Raw genomic sequence first — 20,074 nt, forward strand, 5'->3', positions numbered from 1 at the left:
GTGGCGTTCAGGACAGCAGCTGCTCCACCCGCCGGGCCGCGGCGAGCAGGGCGCCGTCGGCACCGGGGAGGGACTCCAGCGACAGGCCCACCGGCAGGCCGGCCGACGTCGTCCCGCACGGCAGGCTCAGCGCGGGCATCCCGGCGGTCGACCCGGGGGCGGTGTTCTGCACGACGGTGGCGAAGACCGGCACGTCGCGGCCGGCCAGGTCGGTGGTCACGTCGTCGCCCACCGGCGGGGCGGGCAACGGGACGGTCGGGTAGACCAGTGCGTCGAGCCGCCCGCCGTCCGCCGTCCTCAGGGCGCGGTCGTAGGCCTCGCGGAGCTGCTCGCGCAGCTGCAGGCACTCGGCGTACGCGTCCTCGGGCACCGGTGCGCCGAGGGCGTGCTCCAGCGCGCCGCGGACGTCGGGGGAGGCCACCTGGGCCAGCACCTCCTCCAGGGTCGGGCCCTCGGGCAGCGAGGCCAGGTAGCGGGGCAGCTCGCGGACCACCTCGTGGAAGACGATCGGGAACCCGCAGCGGGCGTCGAGCTCGTGCCCGCCGGCGACGTCGACCTCGACCAGCTCCACCCCGGCGTCGGCCAGCCGGTCCAGTGCCTCCCCGACCCGGTCGGAGACCTCCGGGTGCAGGCCGTCGAAGAAGCCGGGGAGCGGGACGCCCAGGCGCAGGGCCCGGGCCGTGGGCACGGTGGTCGGGCCGTCCCCGGTCACGACCTGGTCGAGCAGGACGACGTCGGCGACGGTGGTGGCCAGTGCACCGGCGGTGTCCCGGGTGCCCGAGAGCGGCACGGTGCGGCCGCTGCCCCACCGCCCGGTGGTGGGCCGGAACCCGACGATGCCGCAGAACGAGGCGGGGACCCGCAGCGACCCGCCGGTGTCGGTGCCCAGCGCGACGGCCGTGACCCCGGTGGCGACGGCGATCGCCGACCCCCCGGACGAGCCGCCGGCCACCCGGTCGGGGTCGTGCGGGTTGCGGGCCGGCCCGTAGGCGGCGTTGTTGCCGGTGATGCCGAAGGCCAGCTCGTGCAGGTTGGTCTTGCCGACGACGGTCGCACCGGCCTCCCGCAGCATCGCCACCGCGTGGTGGTCGCGCCCCGGCTGCGACTCGTGCAGTGCCGGGGTGCCGCCGGTGGTGGGCAGGTCGGCGGTGTCCAGGTTGTCCTTGACCGCGATCGGGACGCCGGCCAGCACGCCCTCGGGGTGGCCCGGGTCGGTCGCGTCGGGGTCGACCACGGTGACGAACGCCCCCAGGTGGCCCACCGCGTGGGCCCGGGCGACGGCGGCGGAGAGCCGCTCGGCGGCGCTCCCACCGCGGGACCGGGACAGGTCGAGACGGTCCAGGCGGGTCACTGGGGCACGGTACGACGGGTGGCGCCGTCCTGCCCCTGGAACGCCTGAAGGCCCGCCTCGTGGAGGCGGGCCTTCAGGTGGTGGTCGGGGTGACAGGATTTGAACCTGCGGCCTCGTCGTCCCGAACGACGCGCGCTACCAAGCTGCGCCACACCCCGAGGTCCTCCGACAGCCTAGCCGACGGCTGCCGGTGCGCCGACGGCGGTCCTCAGGGCTCCCGGGCGACCAGGGTCAGCAGCGTGGCCTCGGGCGGGCAGGCGAAGCGGACCGGCGCGTACGGGCTGGTCCCGAGCCCGGCGGAGACGTGCAGCCACGTGCCGGTGGGGTGCGCGGCGGTCGGCTCGGCCCAGCGGTGCAACCACCGGCAGCGGTCCCGGTCGATGCCGCAGTTGGTCACCAGCGCGCCGTAGAACGGCACCCGCAGCTGCCCGCCGTGGGTGTGCCCGCACAGCAGCAGGTCCCAGCCGTCGGCGGCGAAGCGGTCCAGCACCCGCGGCTCGGGAGCGTGCACCAGCCCGATGCGCAGGTCGGCGGTGGGGTCGGCCGGGCCGGCGACGTCGTCGTAGCGGTCGCGCTTGACGTGCGGGTCGTCCAGCCCGGCGAACACGATCCGGCGGCCGTCGACCGTGAGCTCGCCGCGGGCGTTGTCCAGGTCCAGCCAACCCCGGTCGGTCTTGCCGTCGCGCAGCGACTCCCACGGCAGCCACTCGCCGTGCACCCGCTTGTGGCCGGGGAAGAAGTACTTGAACGGGTTCTTCGGCCTGGGCGCGAAGTAGTCGTTGCTGGCCAGGACGAAGGCCCCCGGCTTGTCCAGCAGCGGGTCCAGCGCGCGCAGCGTGGGCCCGACGGCGTCGTGGCCGGCCAGGTTGTCCCCGGTGGTGACCACGAGGTCGGGGTCCAGGGCGGCGAGCCCGGCGATCCACTCCTGCTTGGACCGCTGACCGGCGGTCATGTGGATGTCGCTGATCTGCAGCACGGTCAGCGGCCGTTGGCCCGGGGGCAGCACGGGGACGTCGAAGCGACGCAGCGTCCAGTGGGTGCGCTCGATCAGCGACGCGTAGCCGACCGTGGCGGCACCGGTCGCCAGGACGGCCGCGGGGACGGCGAGAGCGGGGCGCATCGGGTCAGCCTATGTCGCGCGGGCGGTGCGACTGCGGTGCGGACGGCGTCGTCCGCGTGACAGGCTGGTGGGCGTGTCCGACCTCAAGCAGACCCTCCGCGACGACCTGACCACCGCCATGAAGGCCCGGGACGAGCTGCGCACCGCCACGCTGCGCATGGTGCTGTCCGCCGTCAGCGCCGAGGAGGTCTCCGGCAAGGCCGCGCGCGAGCTGTCCGACGACGAGGTGCAGGCGGTGCTGCGCCGCGAGGCGAAGAAGCGCAAGGAGGCCGCGGAGGCCTTCGGCGGCGCCGGCCGGGCCGAGCAGGCCGCCCGCGAGGAGGCCGAGGGCGAGGTGCTCGCCGGCTACCTGCCCACCCAGCTCTCCGACGAGGAGATCGCCGCCATCGTCACCGAGGTCGTCGCCGCGACCGGGGCCAGCGGGATGGGCGACATGGGGAAGGTCATGGGCCGGGCCAACGGCCAGGTCGCCGGGCGCGCCGAGGGTGGCCGGGTGGCCGCCGAGGTCCGCCGGCAGCTCGCCTCGTAGGACCCCGCAGACGCCGAGGGCCGGTCGACCACCTGGTCGACCGGCCCTCTGCCGTTCCTCGTGCCGCCGGGATCAGCCCGGCTGACCGTCCCCGTTGGTGTCCGGGGCGTTCGGGTCGGCCGGCGGCTGCTCGGCCGCCGGGGGAGCGACCTGCGAGCCGTTGCTCACCAGCACCGTGACGCGGGCGCCGGCCTGGATGCGGTTGCCCGCCGACGGGTTGAGCCCGACGACGGTGCCCGCGGGCTGGTCGGAGTCCACGCTCTGCTGGCCGCCGTAGGTCAGCTCCGCGCCGGTGATCGCCGACTGGCAGGCGCTGACCGAGGAGCAGGACGGCACCGCGCGGGTGTTGCCGTTCTGCACGCCCGCGTCGGCCTGCGGGAAGTCGACCGAGGGCTCGTTGGCCAGGATCGGCGCCATCGCGTCGTTGAAGATCTCGGCGGGCTTGTTGCCACCGAAGCCGCCGACGTTCTGGTTCCCGATCGGGTTGAAGACCATGACGCTGGCGGTGTACTGCGGGGTCGAGCCGATGAAGCTCACCGACACGTTGCCCTGCGCCGTCCCGGTCTTGCCGGCGATCTGGTGGCCGGGGACCGCGGCCCGACGGCCGGTGCCGTAGGAGGCCTGGGTGTCGCCGATCATGATCTGGTTCATCGTGGTGGCGACACCGGACGGGATGGCCTCGGGGGTGCACCGGTCGGCGGTGTTGATCGGGGTGCCGTCGGGCAGCGTGGCCGGGGCGCCGGTCTGCGCGACGACGATCGAGGTGACCGGGTTGGGGTCGCACTGGGTGCCGTTGGCCGCCAGCGTGGAGTACGCCGACGCCAGGTCCAGCGGGCTGGTGGCGTAGGGCCCGAGGGTGAAGGACCCCTGGTTCTCCGCGATGATCTGGTCGGCCGGGGTCTGGTTGGCCCGGTCGAAGTTCATCCCCATCCGCTCGGCCATCCGCACCGGGGCCTCGACCGAGCCCAGCCGGTCCTCCAGGGCCACGAAGTAGGTGTTGGAGGAGCGGACCAGGGCCTGCTCCAGGTCCAGCGTGCCCGGGTAGGTGCCGGCGTTCTGCACCGTGTAGGCCCGCCCGCCGTTGCGGTAGACGCTGGACACGTAGGGGTCGGAGGTGGTCAGCGAGTAGTACTGCGAGTAGCCCTGCTCCAGCGCGGCGGCGGCGGTGAAGACCTTGTACGTCGAGCCCGCGCCCTTGCTGGCCACGGCGTTGAAGTTCACCGACTCGCAGGCGGCGTCGACGGCCTCGTCGCACCCGAACCGGCGGTTGTTGGCCATCGCCAGCAGGTGTCCGGTGCCCGGCTGGACGACGGTGAACGTGCCGACCAGCGGGTCGCCGAGGGCCACGGTGTTCAGCACGGCCTGCTCGCCGGAGGCCTGGATGTCCGGGCGCAGCGTCGACTGGATGACGAACCCGCCGTTGTCGATCTGGTCCTGGGTCATCCCGAGGGTGTTGATCAGGTAGCCCTCGAGGTAGTCGCAGAAGTACCCGCCCAGGGAGGCGTTCGCGCAGCCGTTGACGGGGGGCTGGCTCTCGGCGGTGACGACGGGGGAGGCGGTGGTGTCGGCCAGTTCCTGCTCGGTGATGTGGCCGAGGTCGAACATCCGGTTGAGCACCTGGTCGCGCCGGATCTGCGCGTTCTCCGGGTTGGCCAGCGGGTCGTCGGCGGTCGGGCTCTGCACCAGGCCGGCGAGCACCGACGCCTGGGCCAGGTTCAGGTCGATCGCGTTGACCGAGAAGTAGCGCTGCGAGGCGGCCTGGATGCCGTAGGCGCCGGCGCCGAAGTAGGCGATGTTCAGGTAGCGGGTGAGGATCTCGTCCTTGGAGTAGGTCTCCTCCAGGGCGAGGGCCAGCCGGGCCTCGCGCAGCTTGCGGCCGACGGTCTGCTCGTCGGCGGCCTCGCGCTCCTCGACGGTGTCCGCGGTCTGCAGCAGGGTCTGCTTCACCAGCTGCTGGGTGAGGGTCGACCCGCCCTCGGCGACGCCACCGGCGGCGATGTTGGTCGCCAGCGCACGCAGCGTGCCCTGCACGTCCAGGCCGTTGTGGCTGTAGAAGCGGCTGTCCTCGATGTCGACGATCGCCTGCTTCATGATCGGCGAGATCTGCTCGGCGGTCACCGGGGTGCGGTTGTTCGTGTAGAAGTTCGTGATCGGCTGCCCGTCGGCGGCCAGCACCACGGTGTTGCCGTTGGGCGTCTGGTCGGTCAGCTCGACCGGCAGCGCGTCCAGCAGCGAGGCGGAGTTCCGGGCGACCAGCCCGGTCCCGCCGACGAACGGGAGCATCATCCCGGCGACCAGCGCTCCGGCCACGACGATCGTCGCGACGAGCTTGGCGAGGGCGCCGACCTTGGAAGCAGCGGTGTCAGACATCGCAGGCCAAGGTACCTGTCGGACGGGTCCGTCCGGTGTGTCGCGCACCGGACGCGCAGAGCCGTCCGGTGGGTTCGTTCCCACCCGTCACAGGCCCCGCACAGCAGTCTCAGCGGCGGGCCGGCAGCACCCTCGTCCGCGGCGTGCCGGTGCGGGTGTCCCCGTCGGCTGCGGTGAGCTCGCCGGCCATCACCCGCAGATCGGCCAGGTCGTGCACGTCCCCGGCGGCCGCCGGCACGGTGCGGACGGCGACCTCGGGGTGCGCGTGGGTGAACCGGTCGGCCAGCCGCTGCTCCCGCACGGCGAGGGCCATCCGCTCGGCGTGCACCCGCAGCGCCCCGGCGGCCAGCTTCGCGCCCTTGCCCCCGCCCTCGGCGACGGCCTCCGCGGCGGCCTCCGCCCGGGTGGCCGACAGCGCCGTCGTCGCCGGCGGGTGGGTGCGGTTGAGCACCAGCCCGGCCAGCGGCATGCCCTCGGCGGACAACCGGTCGACGAAGTAGGAGGCCTCGCGCAGCGCGTCGGGCTCGGGGGAGGCGACGACGAGGAAGGAGGTGCCGGGCTGGCGGAGCAGCTCGTAGGTCGCCGTCGCCCGCTCGCGGAACCCGCCGAACATGGTGTCCAGCGCGGAGACGAACGCGGAGATGTCGTTGAGCAGCTGCCCGCCGAGGATCTTGGAGATGATCCGGCTGAAGAAGGAGAACCCGGCGCCGACGATCCGCAGCCCGGCCTTGCCGCCGGCCCGGGCGGGGGCGGTGAGCAGCCGGATCATGGTGCCGTCGAGGAAGCGGCTCATCCGGTTCGGGGCGTCCAGGAAGTCCAGCGCCGACCGGGACGGCGGGGTGTCCACGATGATCAGGTCCCAGACGTCGCTGGCCCGCAGCTGGCCCAGCTTCTCCATCGCCATGTACTCCTGCGTGCCGGCGAAGGAGGAGGAGAGCGCCTGGTAGAAGGGGTTCTCGAAGATCGTGGCGGCCCGCTCGGGCGTGGAGTGAGCGGCGACGATGTCGTCGAAGGTCCGCTTCATGTCCAGCATCATCGCGTGCAGCTCGCCGCCCGCGGAGCCGTCCAGCTCGGGCACCACGACCTGCCGCGGCTCGTTGTCCAGCTCCTCCAGACCCAGGCTCTGGGCCAGCCGGCGGGCCGGGTCGATGGTCAGCACGACCACCTTGCGGCCGGCCTCGGCGGCGGCCAGCGCCAGGGCGGCCGACGTCGTCGTCTTGCCCACCCCGCCGGCCCCGCAGCACACGACGATGCGGGTGGCCGGGTCGGCGACGATCGCGGCGAGGTCCATCGCCGGGGCCGTGCGGGGGGCGGTCACGCGGCGACGCCCTGGGCCAGGTGGGCCTCGAGGCGGTCGGCGAGCTCGTGCAGGGCGCCCAGGTCGATCGGCCCGACCAGCATCGGCAGCTCGACGGTGGGCCGGCCCATCTCCCCGACCCGGTCGCGCAGCGCGTCCTGGGACTGCCAGCGACGGGCGTGCTCGACGGCCTCCACCACCAGGCCCTCGGCGATCGCCGGGTCGGCGGGCAGGCCGCCGGCGGCCAGCGCGGGGGCGAGCTCGGCGGCGGTGATCCGGCCCTCGGCGGCGCGGGCCAGCGACGAGGCCGGCAGCAGCGGCTCGGTGGCCATGTTGACCAGCACCGACCCGACGGGCAGGCCGGTCGCGGCGAGCTCGGTGATCGCGTCGGCGGTCTCCTGCACCGGCATCTCCTCCAGCAGCGTCACCAGGTGCACCGCCGTCTGGGGGGAGCGCAGCACGGCCATCACGCCGTCGCTCTGGGTCTTGATGGGCCCCGAGCGGGCCAGCCCGGCGACCTCGTCGGTGACGTTGAGGAACCGGGTGATGCGACCGGTCGGCGGGGCGTCGACCACGACGGCGTCGTAGACCTGCCTGCCGTCCACCCGGCGGGTGACGGCCTCCTTGACCTTGCCGGTGAGCAGCACGTCCCGCAGGCCCGGGGCGATGGTGGTCGCGAAGTCGATCGCGCCCATCTTGCGCAGCGCCCGCCCGGCCCGCTTCATCGAGTAGAAGAGCTCCAGGTACTCCAGGAGCGCCTCCTCGAGGTCGATGGCCAGCGCCTTGACCTCACCGCCCCCGCGGGCCACGGCGACCCGCCGCTCCTCGTAGGGCAGCGGCGGGGTGTCGAAGAGCTGGGCGATGCCCTGCCGCCCCTCGGTCTCCACCAGCAGGACGGAACGCCCGTCGGCGGCCAGCGCCAGGGCCAGGGCGGCCGCGACCGTCGTCTTCCCGGTCCCGCCCTTGCCGGTCACGACGTGGCAGCGCACGGGGAACGGCTCGAGGCTCACCGGACGAGCGTACGAGCGGGGACCGGGGTCCCGCCCGCTCGGACCGCCCCGCGCCCGGGCCGCGGGTCCGCCGCTGCGCTAGCGTCCGGCCCCATGACCGAGTCGACCCGACGGACGTGGGAGTACGCGACCATCCCGCTGCTCACCCACAACACCAAGGCCATCCTCGACTCCTGGGGGGTCGACGGCTGGGAGCTGGTCACCGTGCTCCCGGGTCCCGGTGGCGGCGACCAGCTGGTCGCCTACCTCAAGCGGCCCTCCGCCTGAGGCGCCGGCCGTGACAGAGAGCACGCCGCAGAGCTGGCACGCCCGCCTCGCCGAGCTGGGGCTGCGGCTCCCGCCGGTCGCCGCGCCGGTCGCCTCCTACGTGCCCGCCGTCCGCACCGGGCAGCTGGTGATGACCAGCGGCCAGCTGCCCTTCGTCGACGGTGGCCTGCGCCGCACCGGCAAGGTCGGCGGCTCGGTGGAGATCGAGGACGCCGCCCACGACGCGAAGGTCTGCGCGCTGAACGCGCTGGCCGCCGTCGACGACCTGGTCGGCCTCGACTCCGTCGCCCGCGTCGTCCGGGTCGTCGGGTACGTGGCCAGCGCCGAGGGCTTCACCGGCCAGCCCCGCGTCGTCAACGGCGCCAGCGAGCTGCTGGGCCGGGTCTTCGGCGAGGCCGGCAAGCACGCCCGCAGCGCCGTCGGGGTCGCCGAGCTGCCCCTGGGCTCCCCGGTCGAGGTCGAGCTCACCGTCGAACTCCGGTGACCCAGCCGATCCGCCAGGCCGCAACGGTGCTGCTGCTGCGGGACGGCGACACCGGGCTGGAGGTCCACCTCCAGCGACGCACGCGGGGGATGCCCTTCGCCGGCGGCATGACCGCCTACATCGGCGGCGGGGTCGACCCCCGGGACGCCGACACCGACGTCCCCTGGGTCGGCCCCAGCCCGGCCGAGTGGGCCACGACCTGGGGGTGCGACCCGTCCACGGCGCGCCAGCTGGTCTGCGCCGCCGTCCGGGAGACCTTCGAGGAGGCCGGCGTGCTGCTGGCCGGACCCGAGTCCGGCGGGGTGGTGCCCGACGTGTCGGGGGAGGAGTGGGAGGCCCAGCGGCAGGCCCTGCTCACCCGGGACATCGCGCTCTCGGAGCTGTTGAGCCGGCGGGGCCTGGCCCTGCGCTCGGACCTGCTGCGGCCCTACGCGCACTGGATCACCCCGCCGCAGGAGACCCGGCGCTACGACACCAAGTTCTTCGCCGCCCTCATGCCCGAGGGGCAGGAGGCGCGCGACGTGTCCGGGGAGGCCGACGAGGTGTCCTGGCTGACCGCCGACGCCGCTCTCGCCGAGCTCGCCGCCGGCACCCGGCCGATGCTGCCGCCGACGATCCACACCCTCACCCAGCTGCAGGCCTTCCCCGACGTCGCCGCCGCGTTGGCCGGCTGCCCCCCGGACCCGCTCGAGCCGATCAGCCCCACCTTCGAGGACGACGACGAGGGCCAGCGCTGGGCCGTGCTCCCCGACGGCACCCGCATCCGTCTCGTGGTGCCACTCCCGTCCTGATCCCGTACTCCTGATCCCGTACTCCTGATCCCGTACGACGAAGGCCCCCGCTCCTGGTCGGAGCGGGGGCCTTCGTGTCGTGCTGGACTCAGCGGGCGCGGCGGCGGAGGCGCTCCTCGTCGAGGACGACGACGGACTTGCCCTGCAGCTGGATCCAGCCGCGGTGCACGAAGTCGGCCAGCGCCTTGTTCACCGTCTCGCGGGAGGCGCCGACGAGCTGGGCGAGCTCCTCCTGGGTCAGGTCGTGCTTGACGCGCAGGCCGTCGGACTCGCGGCTGCCGAAGCGGTCGGCCATCTGCAGCAGCGCCTTGGCCACGCGGCCGGGGACGTCGGTGAAGATCAGGTCGGCGACGGAGTCGTTGGTGCGGCGCAGCCGGCGCGCGAGCACCTGCAGCAACCGCTCACCCACCTCGGGGTGCGCCTCGATCCACGGGCGGAGCATCGCCTGCGGCATCTTGGCCAGCCGCACGTCGGTCACCGCGGTCGCGGTGGCCGTGCGCGGGCCGGGGTCGAAGACCGACAGCTCACCGAACTGGTCGGAGGGGCCCATCACGGCCAGCACGTTCTCCCGGCCGTCGGGCGAGCGACGGGAGAGCTTGATCTTCCCGGACAGCACCACGTACAGGCTGTCACCGGGCTCGCCCTCGTTGAACACGACCCGGCCGCGGGGCAGCGACACCGTCTCGAGCCCGCTCGCCGTGGGCTCGGAAGCCTCCTCCGACAGCCCCTGGAACAGACCGGACTGGGCAAGGACCTCGTCCACCAGCGCACCTCTCACCGACGTCGTCGTGGGTGCAGAGATCACCCACGTCCGCAGGCAGTCTAGGGCCTGTGGGCGCGCTCACCATGCGGAGCGTCACCACGGTGCCCACTCCGGGTGGGACCGGTCAGTCCGCCTCGGGTGCGGTGAGCGCGGTCTGGCGGGCCTCGACGGTGCGCGCGGACCGGCGGCCACGCCACCGCTCCATGGCGCGCCGGATGCCCGAGTGGGCCAGTTCGTCGACGTCGGCGGGGGTCGCCGTGGCGAGGAACTCCTCCACCTGGCGCTGGGACGTCGGCCGCCGCAGCGGCTCCTCCACCCGCTCCATGACGAGCAGGAAGGCGATCACCAGCGGGGGGAACAGGATGACGATGAGGGCGACCACCAGCACCTCCTCGGCGTGCGTCTCCGGGGGCTGGGGCAGTCCCCGGGGGGAGAGACGGACGACGTCGGCGGGTCGGGAGGCGACACCGGTGTGACGGGTGGGCCTGCCGGGACGAGCATGACAGGTCCGTGCGTGTCGGCCCCCCGGCCTACGCTCGACCGCGTGTCCGTCCCCGCCGCCCCGACCCGCACCGAACCGCCGGCACCCCCGCGGCGGGCCGCCCGGGCCGCCCGCCTGGGTGTGTCCCCGTACGACCCGGGCGAGACGTCGCTGGGCCGCACCCGGAGGGCTCGTCGGATGGCCCGCGAGCTGGCGGTGATCCACCCCGACGCGCACTGCGAGCTGGACTTCACCACCCCGCTGGAGCTGCTGGTCGCCACCGTGCTGTCCGCCCAGACCACCGACCGCACGGTCAACACGGTCACCCCGACGCTGTTCGCCCGGTACCGCACGGCCGCCGACTACGCCGGGGCCGATCGCGAGGAGCTGGAGACCATCCTCAAGCCGACCGGCTTCTACCGGGCCAAGGCGAACTCGGTGCTGGGCCTGGGGCGGGCGCTCGTCGAGCAGTTCGACGGCGAGGTGCCCGGCCGGCTGGCCGACCTGGTGACGCTGCCCGGGGTCGGCCGCAAGACCGCGAACGTGGTGCTCGGCGATGCCTTCGGGGTCCCCGGGCTCACGGTGGACACCCACTTCGGCCGGCTGGTGCGCCGGTTCGGCTGGACCGCCGAGGAGGACCCGGTGAAGGTCGAGACCGAGGTCGCCGTGCTGGTGCCGAAGAAGGAGTGGACCGACTTCTCCCACCGGGTGATCTTCCACGGGCGCCGGGTCTGCCACGCCAAGAAGCCGGCCTGCGGCGCCTGCGGGCTGGCCCGCTGGTGTCCGTCCTACGGCACGGGGCCGATGGACCCCGAGACTGCGGGGAAGCTCGTGAAGAGCCCGGCCGCCTCGGACACGCTGTGAAGCGCCGGTTCCTGCTGGTGCTGGCGGCCTCGGCGCTGCTGGCCGGGTGCACCAGCGGCTCGGACGACGACGCAGCCGCACCGACGACCTCGGACGTGGACGTCCAGGGCCTGGACACTGCGCTGGAGTCCTGTCCTGAGCAGGACGGTCCCGACGTCACTGCCACCGAGGCACTCCCGCCGCTCGTCTTCGACTGCATCGGGGGCGGCACGCTCGACCTGGGGCGAGCTCCGGGCGTGCCCACCGTCATCAACCTGTGGGGGTCCTGGTGCCCGCCGTGCCGCGAGGAACTGCCGATCGTGCAGCAACTCGCCGAGGCCGCGGGTGACCAGGTCCAGGTGCTCGGGCTCGTCAGCGTGGACACCCTGACCGCTGCCGACTCCTTCGCTGCCGATGCGGGTGCGACGTTCCCCAACGCGTTCGACCGGCAGGGTGACCTGTCTGCCGAGCTGGGCTACCGGGGCGCGCCGTACACGTTCTTCCTCGCCGCGGACGGCACGTTGACGTACACGGAGACCGGGGCAGTGGACTCGCTCGCGGAGTTCGAGCAGCTGGTCTCTGACCACCTGGGCGTCACGCTGTGACCGAGCTGCTCGACCCCGATCTGACCGGCGTCCCCGAGCACGTCCGCCGGCTGGTCACCGGCGCGGCGGACCTGCCTCTGCGGCACCGGCGCGCCGACGCCACCGACAGCGCCCGCCGGTCGGCGGTGCTGATCCTCTTCGGCCACGGCCCGGCCGGGCCCGACGTGCTGCTGATCGAGAAGTCCGACCGGCTGCGCACCCACGCGGGCCAGCCGGCGTTCCCCGGCGGCGGCGTCGACCCCGGCGACGACTACCCGGTGGGGACGGCGCTGCGCGAGGCGCACGAGGAGGTCGGGGTGGACCCGGCCGACGTCCGGGTGCTGGCCACGCTGCCCGAGCTGTTCCTGGGGCCCTCGGACAACCTCGTCGTCCCGGTCGTGGGGTGGTGGGACGACCCCCGCGAGACGGTGACCGGCGACCCGTTCGAGGTCGCCCAGGTCGCCCGGGTGCCCCTGGCGGCGCTGGTCGACCCGGTGAACCGCTTCCGGGTGCGGCACCCGTCGGGCTACGTCGGGCCGGCCTTCGCGGTGGCCGGGATGGTCGTGTGGGGCTTCACAGCCGGCGTGCTCGACGCCGTCCTCACCGCCTGCGGGCTCGAGCGGCCCTGGGACGCGACCGACGTGCGGCCGCTCGCCGCCGAGCAGGAGCGGGTGCGCGGGGCGCACGCGCAGGTCACCGAGGAGCCCGCCGACCGCGCCGCGCCGACGGTCGCCGAGGCCCCCGGACGCACAGGTGCGCCGCGTACGGTCCGACGGCGATGACTGCTTCCCCGCGCTCCGCCCGCGCCGTGCTCGTGGCGCTGCTGCTCGCCCTCGGCCTGCTCGCCGGCTGCACCAACGAGACCCCGGCGACCCCGGACGCGACCCGCACCCCCGACGCCGGGGTCGGGGTCGTGACCACCGACGAGGCGGGCGTCCAGGAGATCACCCTGGAGACCGGCGACGACTACGTCTTCACCCCGAACACCTTCACCGTGGCCCCGGGGGTGGTGCGGCTGACCGTGACCAACACCGCCACCCAGCTGACCCACAACTTCCTCTTCACCGAGGGAGCCGGCGTGGAGGACATCAGCGAGCAGATCCCGCTCCTGGCCCCCGGCGACAGCCAGACGATCGAGTTCACCGTGACGACGCCGGGCGACCACCCCTTCGAGTGCAGCTTCCACACCGCTCTGGGCCAGGTCGGCACGATGACCGTCAGCGGCTGACCCCGCCGCCGTGTCCTTCGTCGACCTCGCGCTCATCGCGCTGGCCCTGCTGTTCGCGCTGTCGGGGTTCCGGCAGGGGCTGATCGTCTCGGCGGCGTCCTTCGTCGGGTTCTTCGGCGGGGCCGTGGCCGGTGCGCAGCTGTCGGGTCCCGTGGCCGACCAGGTCTCCGGGTCCAGCCTGGCCCGGGTGTTCGTGGCGCTGGTCGTCGTCCTCGCCGGGGCCCTGCTGGGCCAGCTGGTGTTCGGCGCGGTCGGGCGGGCCATCCGCAGGAAGGTCACCTGGGAACCGGCCAAGGTCGTCGACTCGGTGGCCGGGGCGTTCATCTCGGCCGTCGCCGTGCTGCTGGTCGCCTGGATGGTGGCCACCCCGCTGGCCAACTCGGCGTTCCCGGCGGTGGCCAGCCAGGTGCGCCAGTCGACGCTGGTGCAGGCCGTCGACCAGGGTGTGCCCGACGGTGTCCGGTCCCTCTACGACTCCCTGCGCGAGGCGATCGACCGCCGCGGCCTGCCCGACGTGCTCGACCCGCTCACCCCCACCCAGGTGCGCGACGTGCCCGCCCCCGACCAGGGCCTGCTCGCCAGCCCGGTGGTCACCCAGGTCCGCGGCTCGGTCGTCCAGATCAGCGGCATCGCCTCCTCCTGCTCCCGGCAGATCGATGGCTCGGGCTTCGTCTACGCCGACGAGCGGGTGATGACCAACGCCCACGTGCTGGCCGGCGTCACCTCGCCCACGGTCAACGCCGAGGGCGAGAGCTACGACGCGGTCCCGGTCTTCGTCGACGAGGAGACCGACGTCGCCGTGCTGGCCGTGCCCGGCCTGCCGCAGGTGCCGTTGACCTTCGCCGCGCAGCCGGCCGACTCCGGCGCCGACGCGATCATCATGGGCTACCCCGGTGGCGGTGGCCTCTACGTCGGCCCCGCCCGGGTGCGCGACCGCGGCGACATCAGCGGCCCGGACTTCCGCGCCTCGCAGACCGTCGTCCGCGACGTCTACGCGCTCTTCGGCCAGGTGCGCGCCGGCAACTCCGGTGGCCCGCTGCTGGCCACCGACGGCACCGTGCTGGGCGTCGTCTTCGCCTCGGCCATCGACGACCCGGACACCGGCTACGCCCTCACCGGCGCCCAGGTCGCCGAGGCCGCCGCCGCGGGCAGCACCGCGCGCACCCCCGTCGACACCGGCCCCTGCGAGTGACGGACCCCTCGCCCCGGCGTTGATCAGCTCCGACGACCACCGTGCGTCCTCCTCCACCGACACCGGCGGCTGAGGACGCACGCTGGTGGAGGAGGACGGGCGGGTCAGGCTGCGGCCGAGCTGGACGAGCCCGGGTCGGCGGTCCACGGCCGCGCTCGGGGCTCCCGGCGCAGTCCGCCTCGCCACTGCTCGATGCGCACGCCGGGCGGGAGCACCAGTGGCTGGGTCAGGAGGCCGCGCAGTCGGTCGACCTTGGGAGCGAGGGCTCGTCCCAGGTCCGGCTGGGCGAAGCGGACGCCGACCAGGCCGAGGTCCACGAGCGCGTCGTGCCGGCGCTTCTCCTCCCAGGCGACGTCCGCTGCTGACCGGCCCCGCCACGGGTCGGTCCACTTCACCCGGCCGTCGCACTCGCCGAACGCGGGCGTGCCCTCCCACCACATGTCCAGGACCGCCAGCAGCCGGTCGTGCTGGAGGACGGCGGCCTGCAGGACCGGCTCGGGCAGGCCGGCCGCGACCAGGTCGAGCCGCGTCCTGGTCTCCAACGGGGAGTGGGCGCCGAGGCGGGCCAGCCCGACCGCGCCAGCGGAGTTGCCCACCCCGACCCAGTGTGTCTGCTCGAGGACGCCGTCCACCAGGTCCTGCAGCGTGATCCGACCGTCGGCGAGGGCGTCGTCCAGGGCGGTCACGGTGTCGACGACGTCCCACTCGCGGCCCAGGTCGAGCAGGGTGCGTCGGACGCTGGTGAGTCGGAGTGGGTCGCGGGTCTCGACTTCCCCGGCTGGCAGGCGCGCGGCGAGCACGCGGTAGCCGCGGCCGAGTCGGAAGCGCTCGGGATCGGTCAGGGTGACCCGGGTGTCGGCGTCCCGGGGGAGCACGAGGTCGTGCAGGCGACCGGCTGTCGCGTGGCTCAGGACGGTGCTCGGACGGCCCAGTCGGGCCAGCACGGCGGCAGCAGCCAGCCAGTGCGGGCTCCCGGCGTCCGTGTGCTGACGCCGCACGTGATCGGTCGTGTAGACGCCGAAGCGCACGCCGTGCCACGCGCCCGACCGGACGAGGGCGGCGATGGAGTGGCGGGTGTGCCCGACGGCCACGGCGTCGGCGGTGGTGAACACGCCTCCGCGTCGGAGCATCGCGGCCAGCAGCTGGGGGTGCATGCCGGCAGCGTGGCGTGCCGCGTTGCCCCGTGGAGGCTCACGTCGAGGTCTGGGGACGGACCCCTCGGATGTGGACGGCGATCAGCCGATCCGGGCCGGAGTGGGGTAGCCGCGCGTCGTCCTCAGCCACCAGCGTGCATCCTCCGCCGGCGACGTCGGTGGAGGAGGACGCACGGTGGTCGTCGGAGCTGATCGAAGCCCGGGGGGAGGGCGGGTCAGCGGGCCCAGGCGGCTATGGCGGCGCTGACCTCGTCGGGGGTCTCCTCGTGGGGGAAGTGGCCGATGCCGGGGAGCTCGCGCCACTCGTAGGCGCCGGCGACGTAGCGGCCGGACCCGTGGGCGGTGGCGGGCAGGATGCAGCGGTCGAGGGCGCCGTGCAGCTGCAGGGTGGGGGCGGTGACCGGGGCGGCCATCCGGCGGGCGTAGCGCAGACCGTCCGGACGCAGCTGGGAGCGGAACGCCCAGCGGTGGAACTCCATCGCGCCGTAGGCGGCCTGCGGGATCCGGGCGGCCTGACGGTAGCGCTCCACGGCCTCGGCGAAGTCGGTGGTGTGCACCCAGTCGGGGCCGGCCCAGCGGCGCAGCAGCTCGGCGACCGGGTCGTCGTCGTCCCGGGTCAGGCGGCGCTCGGGCAGCCGGGGAAGCTGGTAGCGCAGGGCGTACCGCGAGGCCCGGCGCTGGGCGCCCGAGGTCATCGCCGAGCGGAGCTCGCGGGGGTGCGCGGAGGACACGACGACCAGCCCGCGGACCGTGCGGGGGTGCAGCGCGGCCATCGTCCAGCCCAGCAGCCCGCCCCAGTCGTGCCCGACGACGACCGCGTCGGACTCACCCAGCGCCCGGACGACGGCGGCCACGTCGGCGGACAGCGTGGGCAGGTCGTAGCCACGCGGGGGCTTGTCGCTGCCGCCGTAGCCGCGCAGGTCGACCGCGACGGCCCGGAACCCGGCGTCGGCCAGGGCCACCAGCTGGTGCCTCCAGGCCCACCAGAACTGCGGGTACCCGTGCAGCAGCAGGACCAGTGGGCCCTCTCCGGCCTCGGCGGCGTGCAACCTGACCCCGTTGGCGGAGATGTCGCGGTGCCGCCAGGGCCCGGGCAGGAGCACGCTGGTCGCGTCGGGGGCGCCGTCCGGGACCCGCGGGGCCCCGGCGTCGGTCACCGGGTCAGCCCAGGCGGGAGTGCGGGTCCTGCCGGGCGAACTGCCCGTCGCGCACCACGGGCAGGTCGCGCTGACGCTGGCCGGGGAGCTCGCGGCGCATGACGTCGGGCAGGTCCTTCAGCGTCTCGATCGTGCGCTCGGGCTTGCGCATCTTCTTGGTGAGCTTGACGCCGACCATGATCGCGAGCGCGGCGAAGAGCACCAGGGCGCCGAAGACGATGAAGTAGGAGACGAAGCGGGGCAGCCCCAGCCAGGTGATCAGCTCGGCCAGCCCGATGAACAGGAAGATCGAGGCGAAGGCCAGCATCACGGCGCCGGCCGCGATGAGCCCCCCGCCGATGCCGACCTTCTTCACCGACGAGCCGACCTCGGCCTTGGCCAGCTCGATCTCGCTGCGGATCAGGGTGGAGACGTCGGCCATGGCGCTCTGCGCGAGAGAGCCGATGGAGGGCTCCTGGGGACCGGCCGGCTCTCCGGACAGTCGGGTCGTCGGCGCGCTGTGGGCCACGGGGTCCTCCTCGAGTACTGCGGGTGCTGCCGTGGGTCGGCCCCGGTCTGGTCATGATCGTGCCTCATCGGCCAGTGCGCCGCGCGCCCCGAGCCGCGGGGCCACCCCTGATGGAGTGCCAGGGACGCGAAAACCGCGCCCTGGCACTCCACCGGCGGTGTCAGTCCTCCGTCGAGCTCGGCATCTTGGAGCCGATGAGCTCCATCACCGAGGAGTCGGTGAGCGTCGAGACGTCACCGAGCTCGCGGTTCTCGGCCACGTCGCGAAGCAGGCGGCGCATGATCTTGCCCGAGCGGGTCTTGGGCAGCTCGGCCACGACCATGATCTGCCGCGGCGAGGCGATCGGGCCGATCTCCTTGCGGACGTGCTGGCGCAGGGTCTTCACCAGGTCCTCACCGGAGTCGGTGGCGTCCCCGCGCAGGATCACGAAGGCCACGATGCCCTGGCCGGTCTGCGGGTCGGTCGCCCCGACGACGGCGGCCTCGGCGACCGTCGGGTGGCTGACCAGGGCCGACTCGACCTCGGTCGTGGAGATGCGGTGCCCGGACACGTTCATCACGTCGTCCACCCGGCCGAGCAGCCAGATGTCGCCGTCCTCGTCGAGCTTGGCGCCGTCCCCGGCGAAGTAGACGTTGTTCCCGTAGCGCGACCAGTAGGTCTCCACGTAGCGCTCGTCGGAGCCCCAGATCGTGCGCAGCATCGCCGGCCACGGCTCGGTGAGCACCAGGTAGCCGGTGGCGCCGGGCTCGATCGGCTTGCCCTCCTCGTCGACCACGGCAGCCGAGATGCCGGGGATCGCGCGCTGCGCGGAGCCGGGCTTGGTGGCCACGACGCCGGGCATCGGGGCGATCATGTGCGCGCCGGTCTCGGTCTGCCACCAGGTGTCGACCACCGTCGCCGTCCCGCCGCCGACGTTCTTGCGGTACCAGAGCCACGCCTCGGGGTTGATCGGCTCACCGACCGAGCCGAGCACCCGCAGGGTGGACAGGTCGAGGGGCTCGAGCTCCTCGGCGCCCCACTTCATGAAGGTGCGGACGACGGTCGGGGCGGCGTAGAGGATCGAGACGCCGTACTCCTGGACGATCTCCCACCAGCGGCCGCGGTGCGGGGTCTCCGGGGTGCCCTCGTACATCACCGAGGTGGCGCCGTTGGAGAGCGGGCCGTAGACGATGTAGGAGTGGCCGGTCACCCAGGCCACGTCCGCGGCGCACCAGAAGACGTCGGTGTCGGCCTTCAGGTCGAAGGTCGCCCAGTGCGTCCAGGACACCTGGGTGAGGTAGCCGCCGGAGGTGTGCAGGATGCCCTTGGGCTTCGCCGTCGTCCCGGACGTGTACATGATGTAGAGCGGGTGCTCGGCGTCGAAGGCCTGAGCCTCGTGCTCGGTGGACTGGCCGTCGACGAGGTCGTGCCACCACTGGTCGCGGCCCTCGGTCCACTCGACGTCCTGCTCGGTGCGCTTGACCACCAGCACGTGCTCGACGCCGGCGACCTTGGTCAGGGCCTCGTCGACCGCGGGCTTGAGCGCCGAGGGCGCACCCCGGCGGAAGCCGCCGTCGGCGGTGACGACGACCTTCGCGCCGGCGTCCTCGATGCGGGAGGCCAGGGCGTCGGGGGAGAAGCCGCCGAACACGACCATGTGGACGGCGCCGATGCGGGCGCAGGCCAGCATCGTGATCACGGCCTCGGGGATCATCGGAAGGTAGACCGCGACCCGGTCGCCGGACTGCACGCCGAGCGCGGTGAGTGCGTTGGCGGCCTTCGAGACCTCGTCCTTGAGCTGGGCGTAGGTGATGGTGCGGGTGTCCCCGGGCTCACCGACCCAGTGGTAGGCGACCTTGTCGCCGTTGCCGGCGGTGACGTGCCGGTCGACGCAGTTGACCGCGACGTTGAGCTCGCCGCCGGTGAACCACTTCGCGAAGGGCGGGTTCGTCCAGTCCAGGACCTCCTCCCAGGGCTTCGACCACTCCAGGCGGCCGGCGGCGTCGGCCCAGAAGCCCAGCCGGTCCTCGGCGGCACGGTCGTAGTCGGCCTGCGTGACGTTCGCGTGCTCGGCCAGTGCGGTGGGCGGGTCGAACACACCGCCGGCCGGGATCTCGCTGGACAGGCCCTGGGTCTCGGTCTCGCTCACGGCGTCTCCTCGGGTCTCCGGCGTCGCGCGAGGGACCGGCGACGCTGCCTGGGGTCCGACCCTAGGGCGCCGGGGCGCCGACCGGCAGGTCGGCGGTCAGACTGGGCCGGTGACCCTGCCGGACGACGCCCAGACGGCCGTCGCGGCCCGGTTCCCCGGCGCCGCCACCCTCGGGCTGCTGGTGCCCCCGGGCTCGCGGCCGCTGGCCGGGACGGCGTTGGCCGACGTCGCGTGGACCACCGAGCACCTGGAGCTCCAGGCGGTGACCGGCCGGACCGCGGACCGGCGGGTGCTGGCCACCCTCTGGTGGTACTCGGCGTCCCTGGTGCTGCTGGGTCCGGCGCTGGCCGGGCTGGTGGCCGGCCGGGCGCTGTCGGCGCGGCTGGAGGACACCACGCTGCACGTGGTCGGGGACCTGCCGTGGGCGGCCACCGCGACGGCGGCCACCGGGGACGTGGTGGTGGAGCTGCGCGACTCCCTGGCCGCGGTCGTGGCCACCGTGGCCGAGGCCGGCGGCCTGCGGGAGGCGCCGCTTCGGGCGATCGCCACGGACGCGCTGGCCAACAAGCTGCTCGCGCTGGGCCGGTCGCGGCGGGACGTCGGCGCGGTCACCGCCCTGGCCGGGCCGCTGGCCCGGGAGGCGGGTCTGCCCGCCCCGAGGTTCGTCGAGGCGGGCGGCCAGCGGTTCACCCGGCGGGCGTCGTGCTGTCAGATCTGGCGGGTGCCGCACGAGGTGCTGTGCACGTCCTGCCCGCGCCGGGACGCCGCCGAGCGGCAGGTCCTGCTGGAGGACACCGCCGCCCGGATGGGGTGACCG

Annotated in this window: 20 protein-coding genes and 1 tRNA gene; 9 read left to right on the forward strand and 12 right to left on the reverse strand. The window is 74.0% G+C overall.

Going from position 1 to position 20,074, the window contains the following annotated elements; all coding sequences use genetic code 11:
• Nucleotides 1–7 precede the first annotated feature (7 nt).
• The 3 genes from F1C76_12705 to F1C76_12715 form a co-directional block, all read right to left on the reverse strand.
• A complete protein-coding gene (locus F1C76_12705; protein QNG39216.1) occupies nucleotides 8–1,327 on the reverse strand; it encodes an indole acetimide hydrolase in 1,320 nt (439 codons plus the stop codon).
• Nucleotides 1,328–1,432: 105 nt separating this feature from the next.
• Nucleotides 1,433–1,509: transfer RNA gene (locus F1C76_12710), tRNA-Pro, on the reverse strand.
• A gap of 50 nt (nucleotides 1,510–1,559) precedes the next feature.
• Nucleotides 1,560–2,471, reverse strand: a complete 912-nt coding sequence (locus F1C76_12715) for a metallophosphoesterase (protein QNG37327.1) — start codon at nucleotides 2,469–2,471, stop codon at nucleotides 1,560–1,562.
• A gap of 73 nt (nucleotides 2,472–2,544) precedes the next feature.
• Here F1C76_12715 and F1C76_12720 point away from each other — a divergent pair, with 73 nt between their 5' ends.
• Nucleotides 2,545–3,000 carry a GatB/YqeY domain-containing protein gene (locus F1C76_12720; protein QNG37328.1) on the forward strand — a complete coding sequence of 152 codons (456 nt, stop codon included), beginning with the start codon at nucleotides 2,545–2,547 and terminating at the stop codon, nucleotides 2,998–3,000.
• A gap of 72 nt (nucleotides 3,001–3,072) precedes the next feature.
• On the opposite strand, the gene F1C76_12725 is transcribed toward F1C76_12720, so the two are convergent.
• The 3 genes from F1C76_12725 to F1C76_12735 all read right to left on the reverse strand — a co-directional run bounded on the left by F1C76_12725 (nucleotide 3,073) and on the right by F1C76_12735 (nucleotide 7,641).
• Entirely contained in the window at nucleotides 3,073–5,370 is a 2,298-nt protein-coding gene (locus F1C76_12725) for a PASTA domain-containing protein (GenBank protein ID QNG37329.1), read from the reverse strand.
• Nucleotides 5,371–5,479: 109 nt separating this feature from the next.
• The gene (locus F1C76_12730; protein QNG39217.1) at nucleotides 5,480–6,661 is read right to left on the reverse strand and encodes an ArsA family ATPase; all 1,182 of its coding nucleotides are present in this window, start codon (nucleotides 6,659–6,661) and stop codon (nucleotides 5,480–5,482) included.
• Between the two features lie 23 nt (nucleotides 6,662–6,684).
• Complete coding sequence (locus F1C76_12735; GenBank protein ID QNG39218.1) at nucleotides 6,685–7,641, reverse strand: ATPase; 957 nt, start codon at nucleotides 7,639–7,641, stop codon at nucleotides 6,685–6,687.
• A gap of 313 nt (nucleotides 7,642–7,954) precedes the next feature.
• Between F1C76_12735 and F1C76_12740 the strand changes: the two genes are divergently transcribed.
• Both F1C76_12740 and F1C76_12745 read left to right on the forward strand, forming a co-directional pair.
• Complete coding sequence (locus tag F1C76_12740) at nucleotides 7,955–8,428, forward strand: RidA family protein (GenBank protein ID QNG37330.1); 474 nt, start codon at nucleotides 7,955–7,957, stop codon at nucleotides 8,426–8,428.
• Nucleotides 8,425–9,219, forward strand: a complete 795-nt coding sequence (locus F1C76_12745) for an NUDIX hydrolase (GenBank protein QNG37331.1) — start codon at nucleotides 8,425–8,427, stop codon at nucleotides 9,217–9,219. Before F1C76_12740 ends, F1C76_12745 begins: the two co-directional genes overlap by 4 nt.
• 88 nt (nucleotides 9,220–9,307) lie before the next feature.
• Here the strand turns inward: F1C76_12745 and F1C76_12750 are convergent, their stop codons facing one another.
• Together F1C76_12750 and F1C76_12755 are read right to left on the reverse strand one after the other, a co-directional pair.
• The gene (locus tag F1C76_12750; GenBank protein ID QNG37332.1) at nucleotides 9,308–9,982 is read right to left on the reverse strand and encodes a Crp/Fnr family transcriptional regulator; all 675 of its coding nucleotides are present in this window, start codon (nucleotides 9,980–9,982) and stop codon (nucleotides 9,308–9,310) included.
• A gap of 124 nt (nucleotides 9,983–10,106) precedes the next feature.
• Nucleotides 10,107–10,364 (reverse strand): hypothetical protein, encoded by a 258-nt coding sequence (locus F1C76_12755; protein QNG37333.1) that lies wholly within the window; start codon nucleotides 10,362–10,364, stop codon nucleotides 10,107–10,109.
• Between the two features lie 117 nt (nucleotides 10,365–10,481).
• Between F1C76_12755 and nth the strand changes: the two genes are divergently transcribed.
• From nth to F1C76_12780, 5 genes are read left to right on the forward strand one after another with little or no spacing between them, the layout of a single operon-like run.
• Nucleotides 10,482–11,327, forward strand: a complete 846-nt coding sequence (nth, locus tag F1C76_12760) for an endonuclease III (protein QNG37334.1) — start codon at nucleotides 10,482–10,484, stop codon at nucleotides 11,325–11,327.
• Nucleotides 11,328–11,362: 35 nt separating this feature from the next.
• A complete protein-coding gene (locus F1C76_12765) occupies nucleotides 11,363–11,911 on the forward strand; it encodes a TlpA family protein disulfide reductase (protein ID QNG39219.1) in 549 nt (182 codons plus the stop codon).
• Between the two features lie 5 nt (nucleotides 11,912–11,916).
• Nucleotides 11,917–12,672 carry a CoA pyrophosphatase gene (locus tag F1C76_12770; GenBank protein ID QNG39220.1) on the forward strand — a complete coding sequence of 252 codons (756 nt, stop codon included), beginning with the start codon at nucleotides 11,917–11,919 and terminating at the stop codon, nucleotides 12,670–12,672.
• Entirely contained in the window at nucleotides 12,669–13,118 is a 450-nt protein-coding gene (locus F1C76_12775) for a hypothetical protein (GenBank protein QNG37335.1), read from the forward strand. Before F1C76_12770 ends, F1C76_12775 begins: the two co-directional genes overlap by 4 nt.
• A gap of 10 nt (nucleotides 13,119–13,128) precedes the next feature.
• A complete protein-coding gene (locus F1C76_12780; GenBank protein ID QNG37336.1) occupies nucleotides 13,129–14,310 on the forward strand; it encodes a MarP family serine protease in 1,182 nt (393 codons plus the stop codon).
• Between the two features lie 104 nt (nucleotides 14,311–14,414).
• Here the strand turns inward: F1C76_12780 and F1C76_12785 are convergent, their stop codons facing one another.
• The 4 genes from F1C76_12785 to acs all read right to left on the reverse strand — a co-directional run bounded on the left by F1C76_12785 (nucleotide 14,415) and on the right by acs (nucleotide 19,257).
• Nucleotides 14,415–15,464, reverse strand: a complete 1,050-nt coding sequence (locus tag F1C76_12785) for a type IV toxin-antitoxin system AbiEi family antitoxin domain-containing protein (protein QNG37337.1) — start codon at nucleotides 15,462–15,464, stop codon at nucleotides 14,415–14,417.
• Nucleotides 15,465–15,679: 215 nt separating this feature from the next.
• The gene (locus tag F1C76_12790; GenBank protein QNG37338.1) at nucleotides 15,680–16,621 is read right to left on the reverse strand and encodes an alpha/beta hydrolase; all 942 of its coding nucleotides are present in this window, start codon (nucleotides 16,619–16,621) and stop codon (nucleotides 15,680–15,682) included.
• Nucleotides 16,622–16,625: 4 nt separating this feature from the next.
• Entirely contained in the window at nucleotides 16,626–17,129 is a 504-nt protein-coding gene (locus F1C76_12795; protein ID QNG37339.1) for a phage holin family protein, read from the reverse strand.
• Between the two features lie 160 nt (nucleotides 17,130–17,289).
• The gene (gene acs, locus F1C76_12800; GenBank protein ID QNG37340.1) at nucleotides 17,290–19,257 is read right to left on the reverse strand and encodes an acetate--CoA ligase; all 1,968 of its coding nucleotides are present in this window, start codon (nucleotides 19,255–19,257) and stop codon (nucleotides 17,290–17,292) included.
• Between the two features lie 115 nt (nucleotides 19,258–19,372).
• On the opposite strand from acs, the gene F1C76_12805 reads away from it, so the two are divergent.
• Complete coding sequence (locus F1C76_12805; GenBank protein QNG39221.1) at nucleotides 19,373–20,071, forward strand: (2Fe-2S)-binding protein; 699 nt, start codon at nucleotides 19,373–19,375, stop codon at nucleotides 20,069–20,071.
• Nucleotides 20,072–20,074: the final 3 nt, after the last annotated feature.

The sequence above is a fragment of the Geodermatophilaceae bacterium NBWT11 genome (genome assembly GCA_014218215.1).
Taxonomy (GTDB): domain Bacteria; phylum Actinomycetota; class Actinomycetes; order Mycobacteriales; family Geodermatophilaceae; genus Klenkia.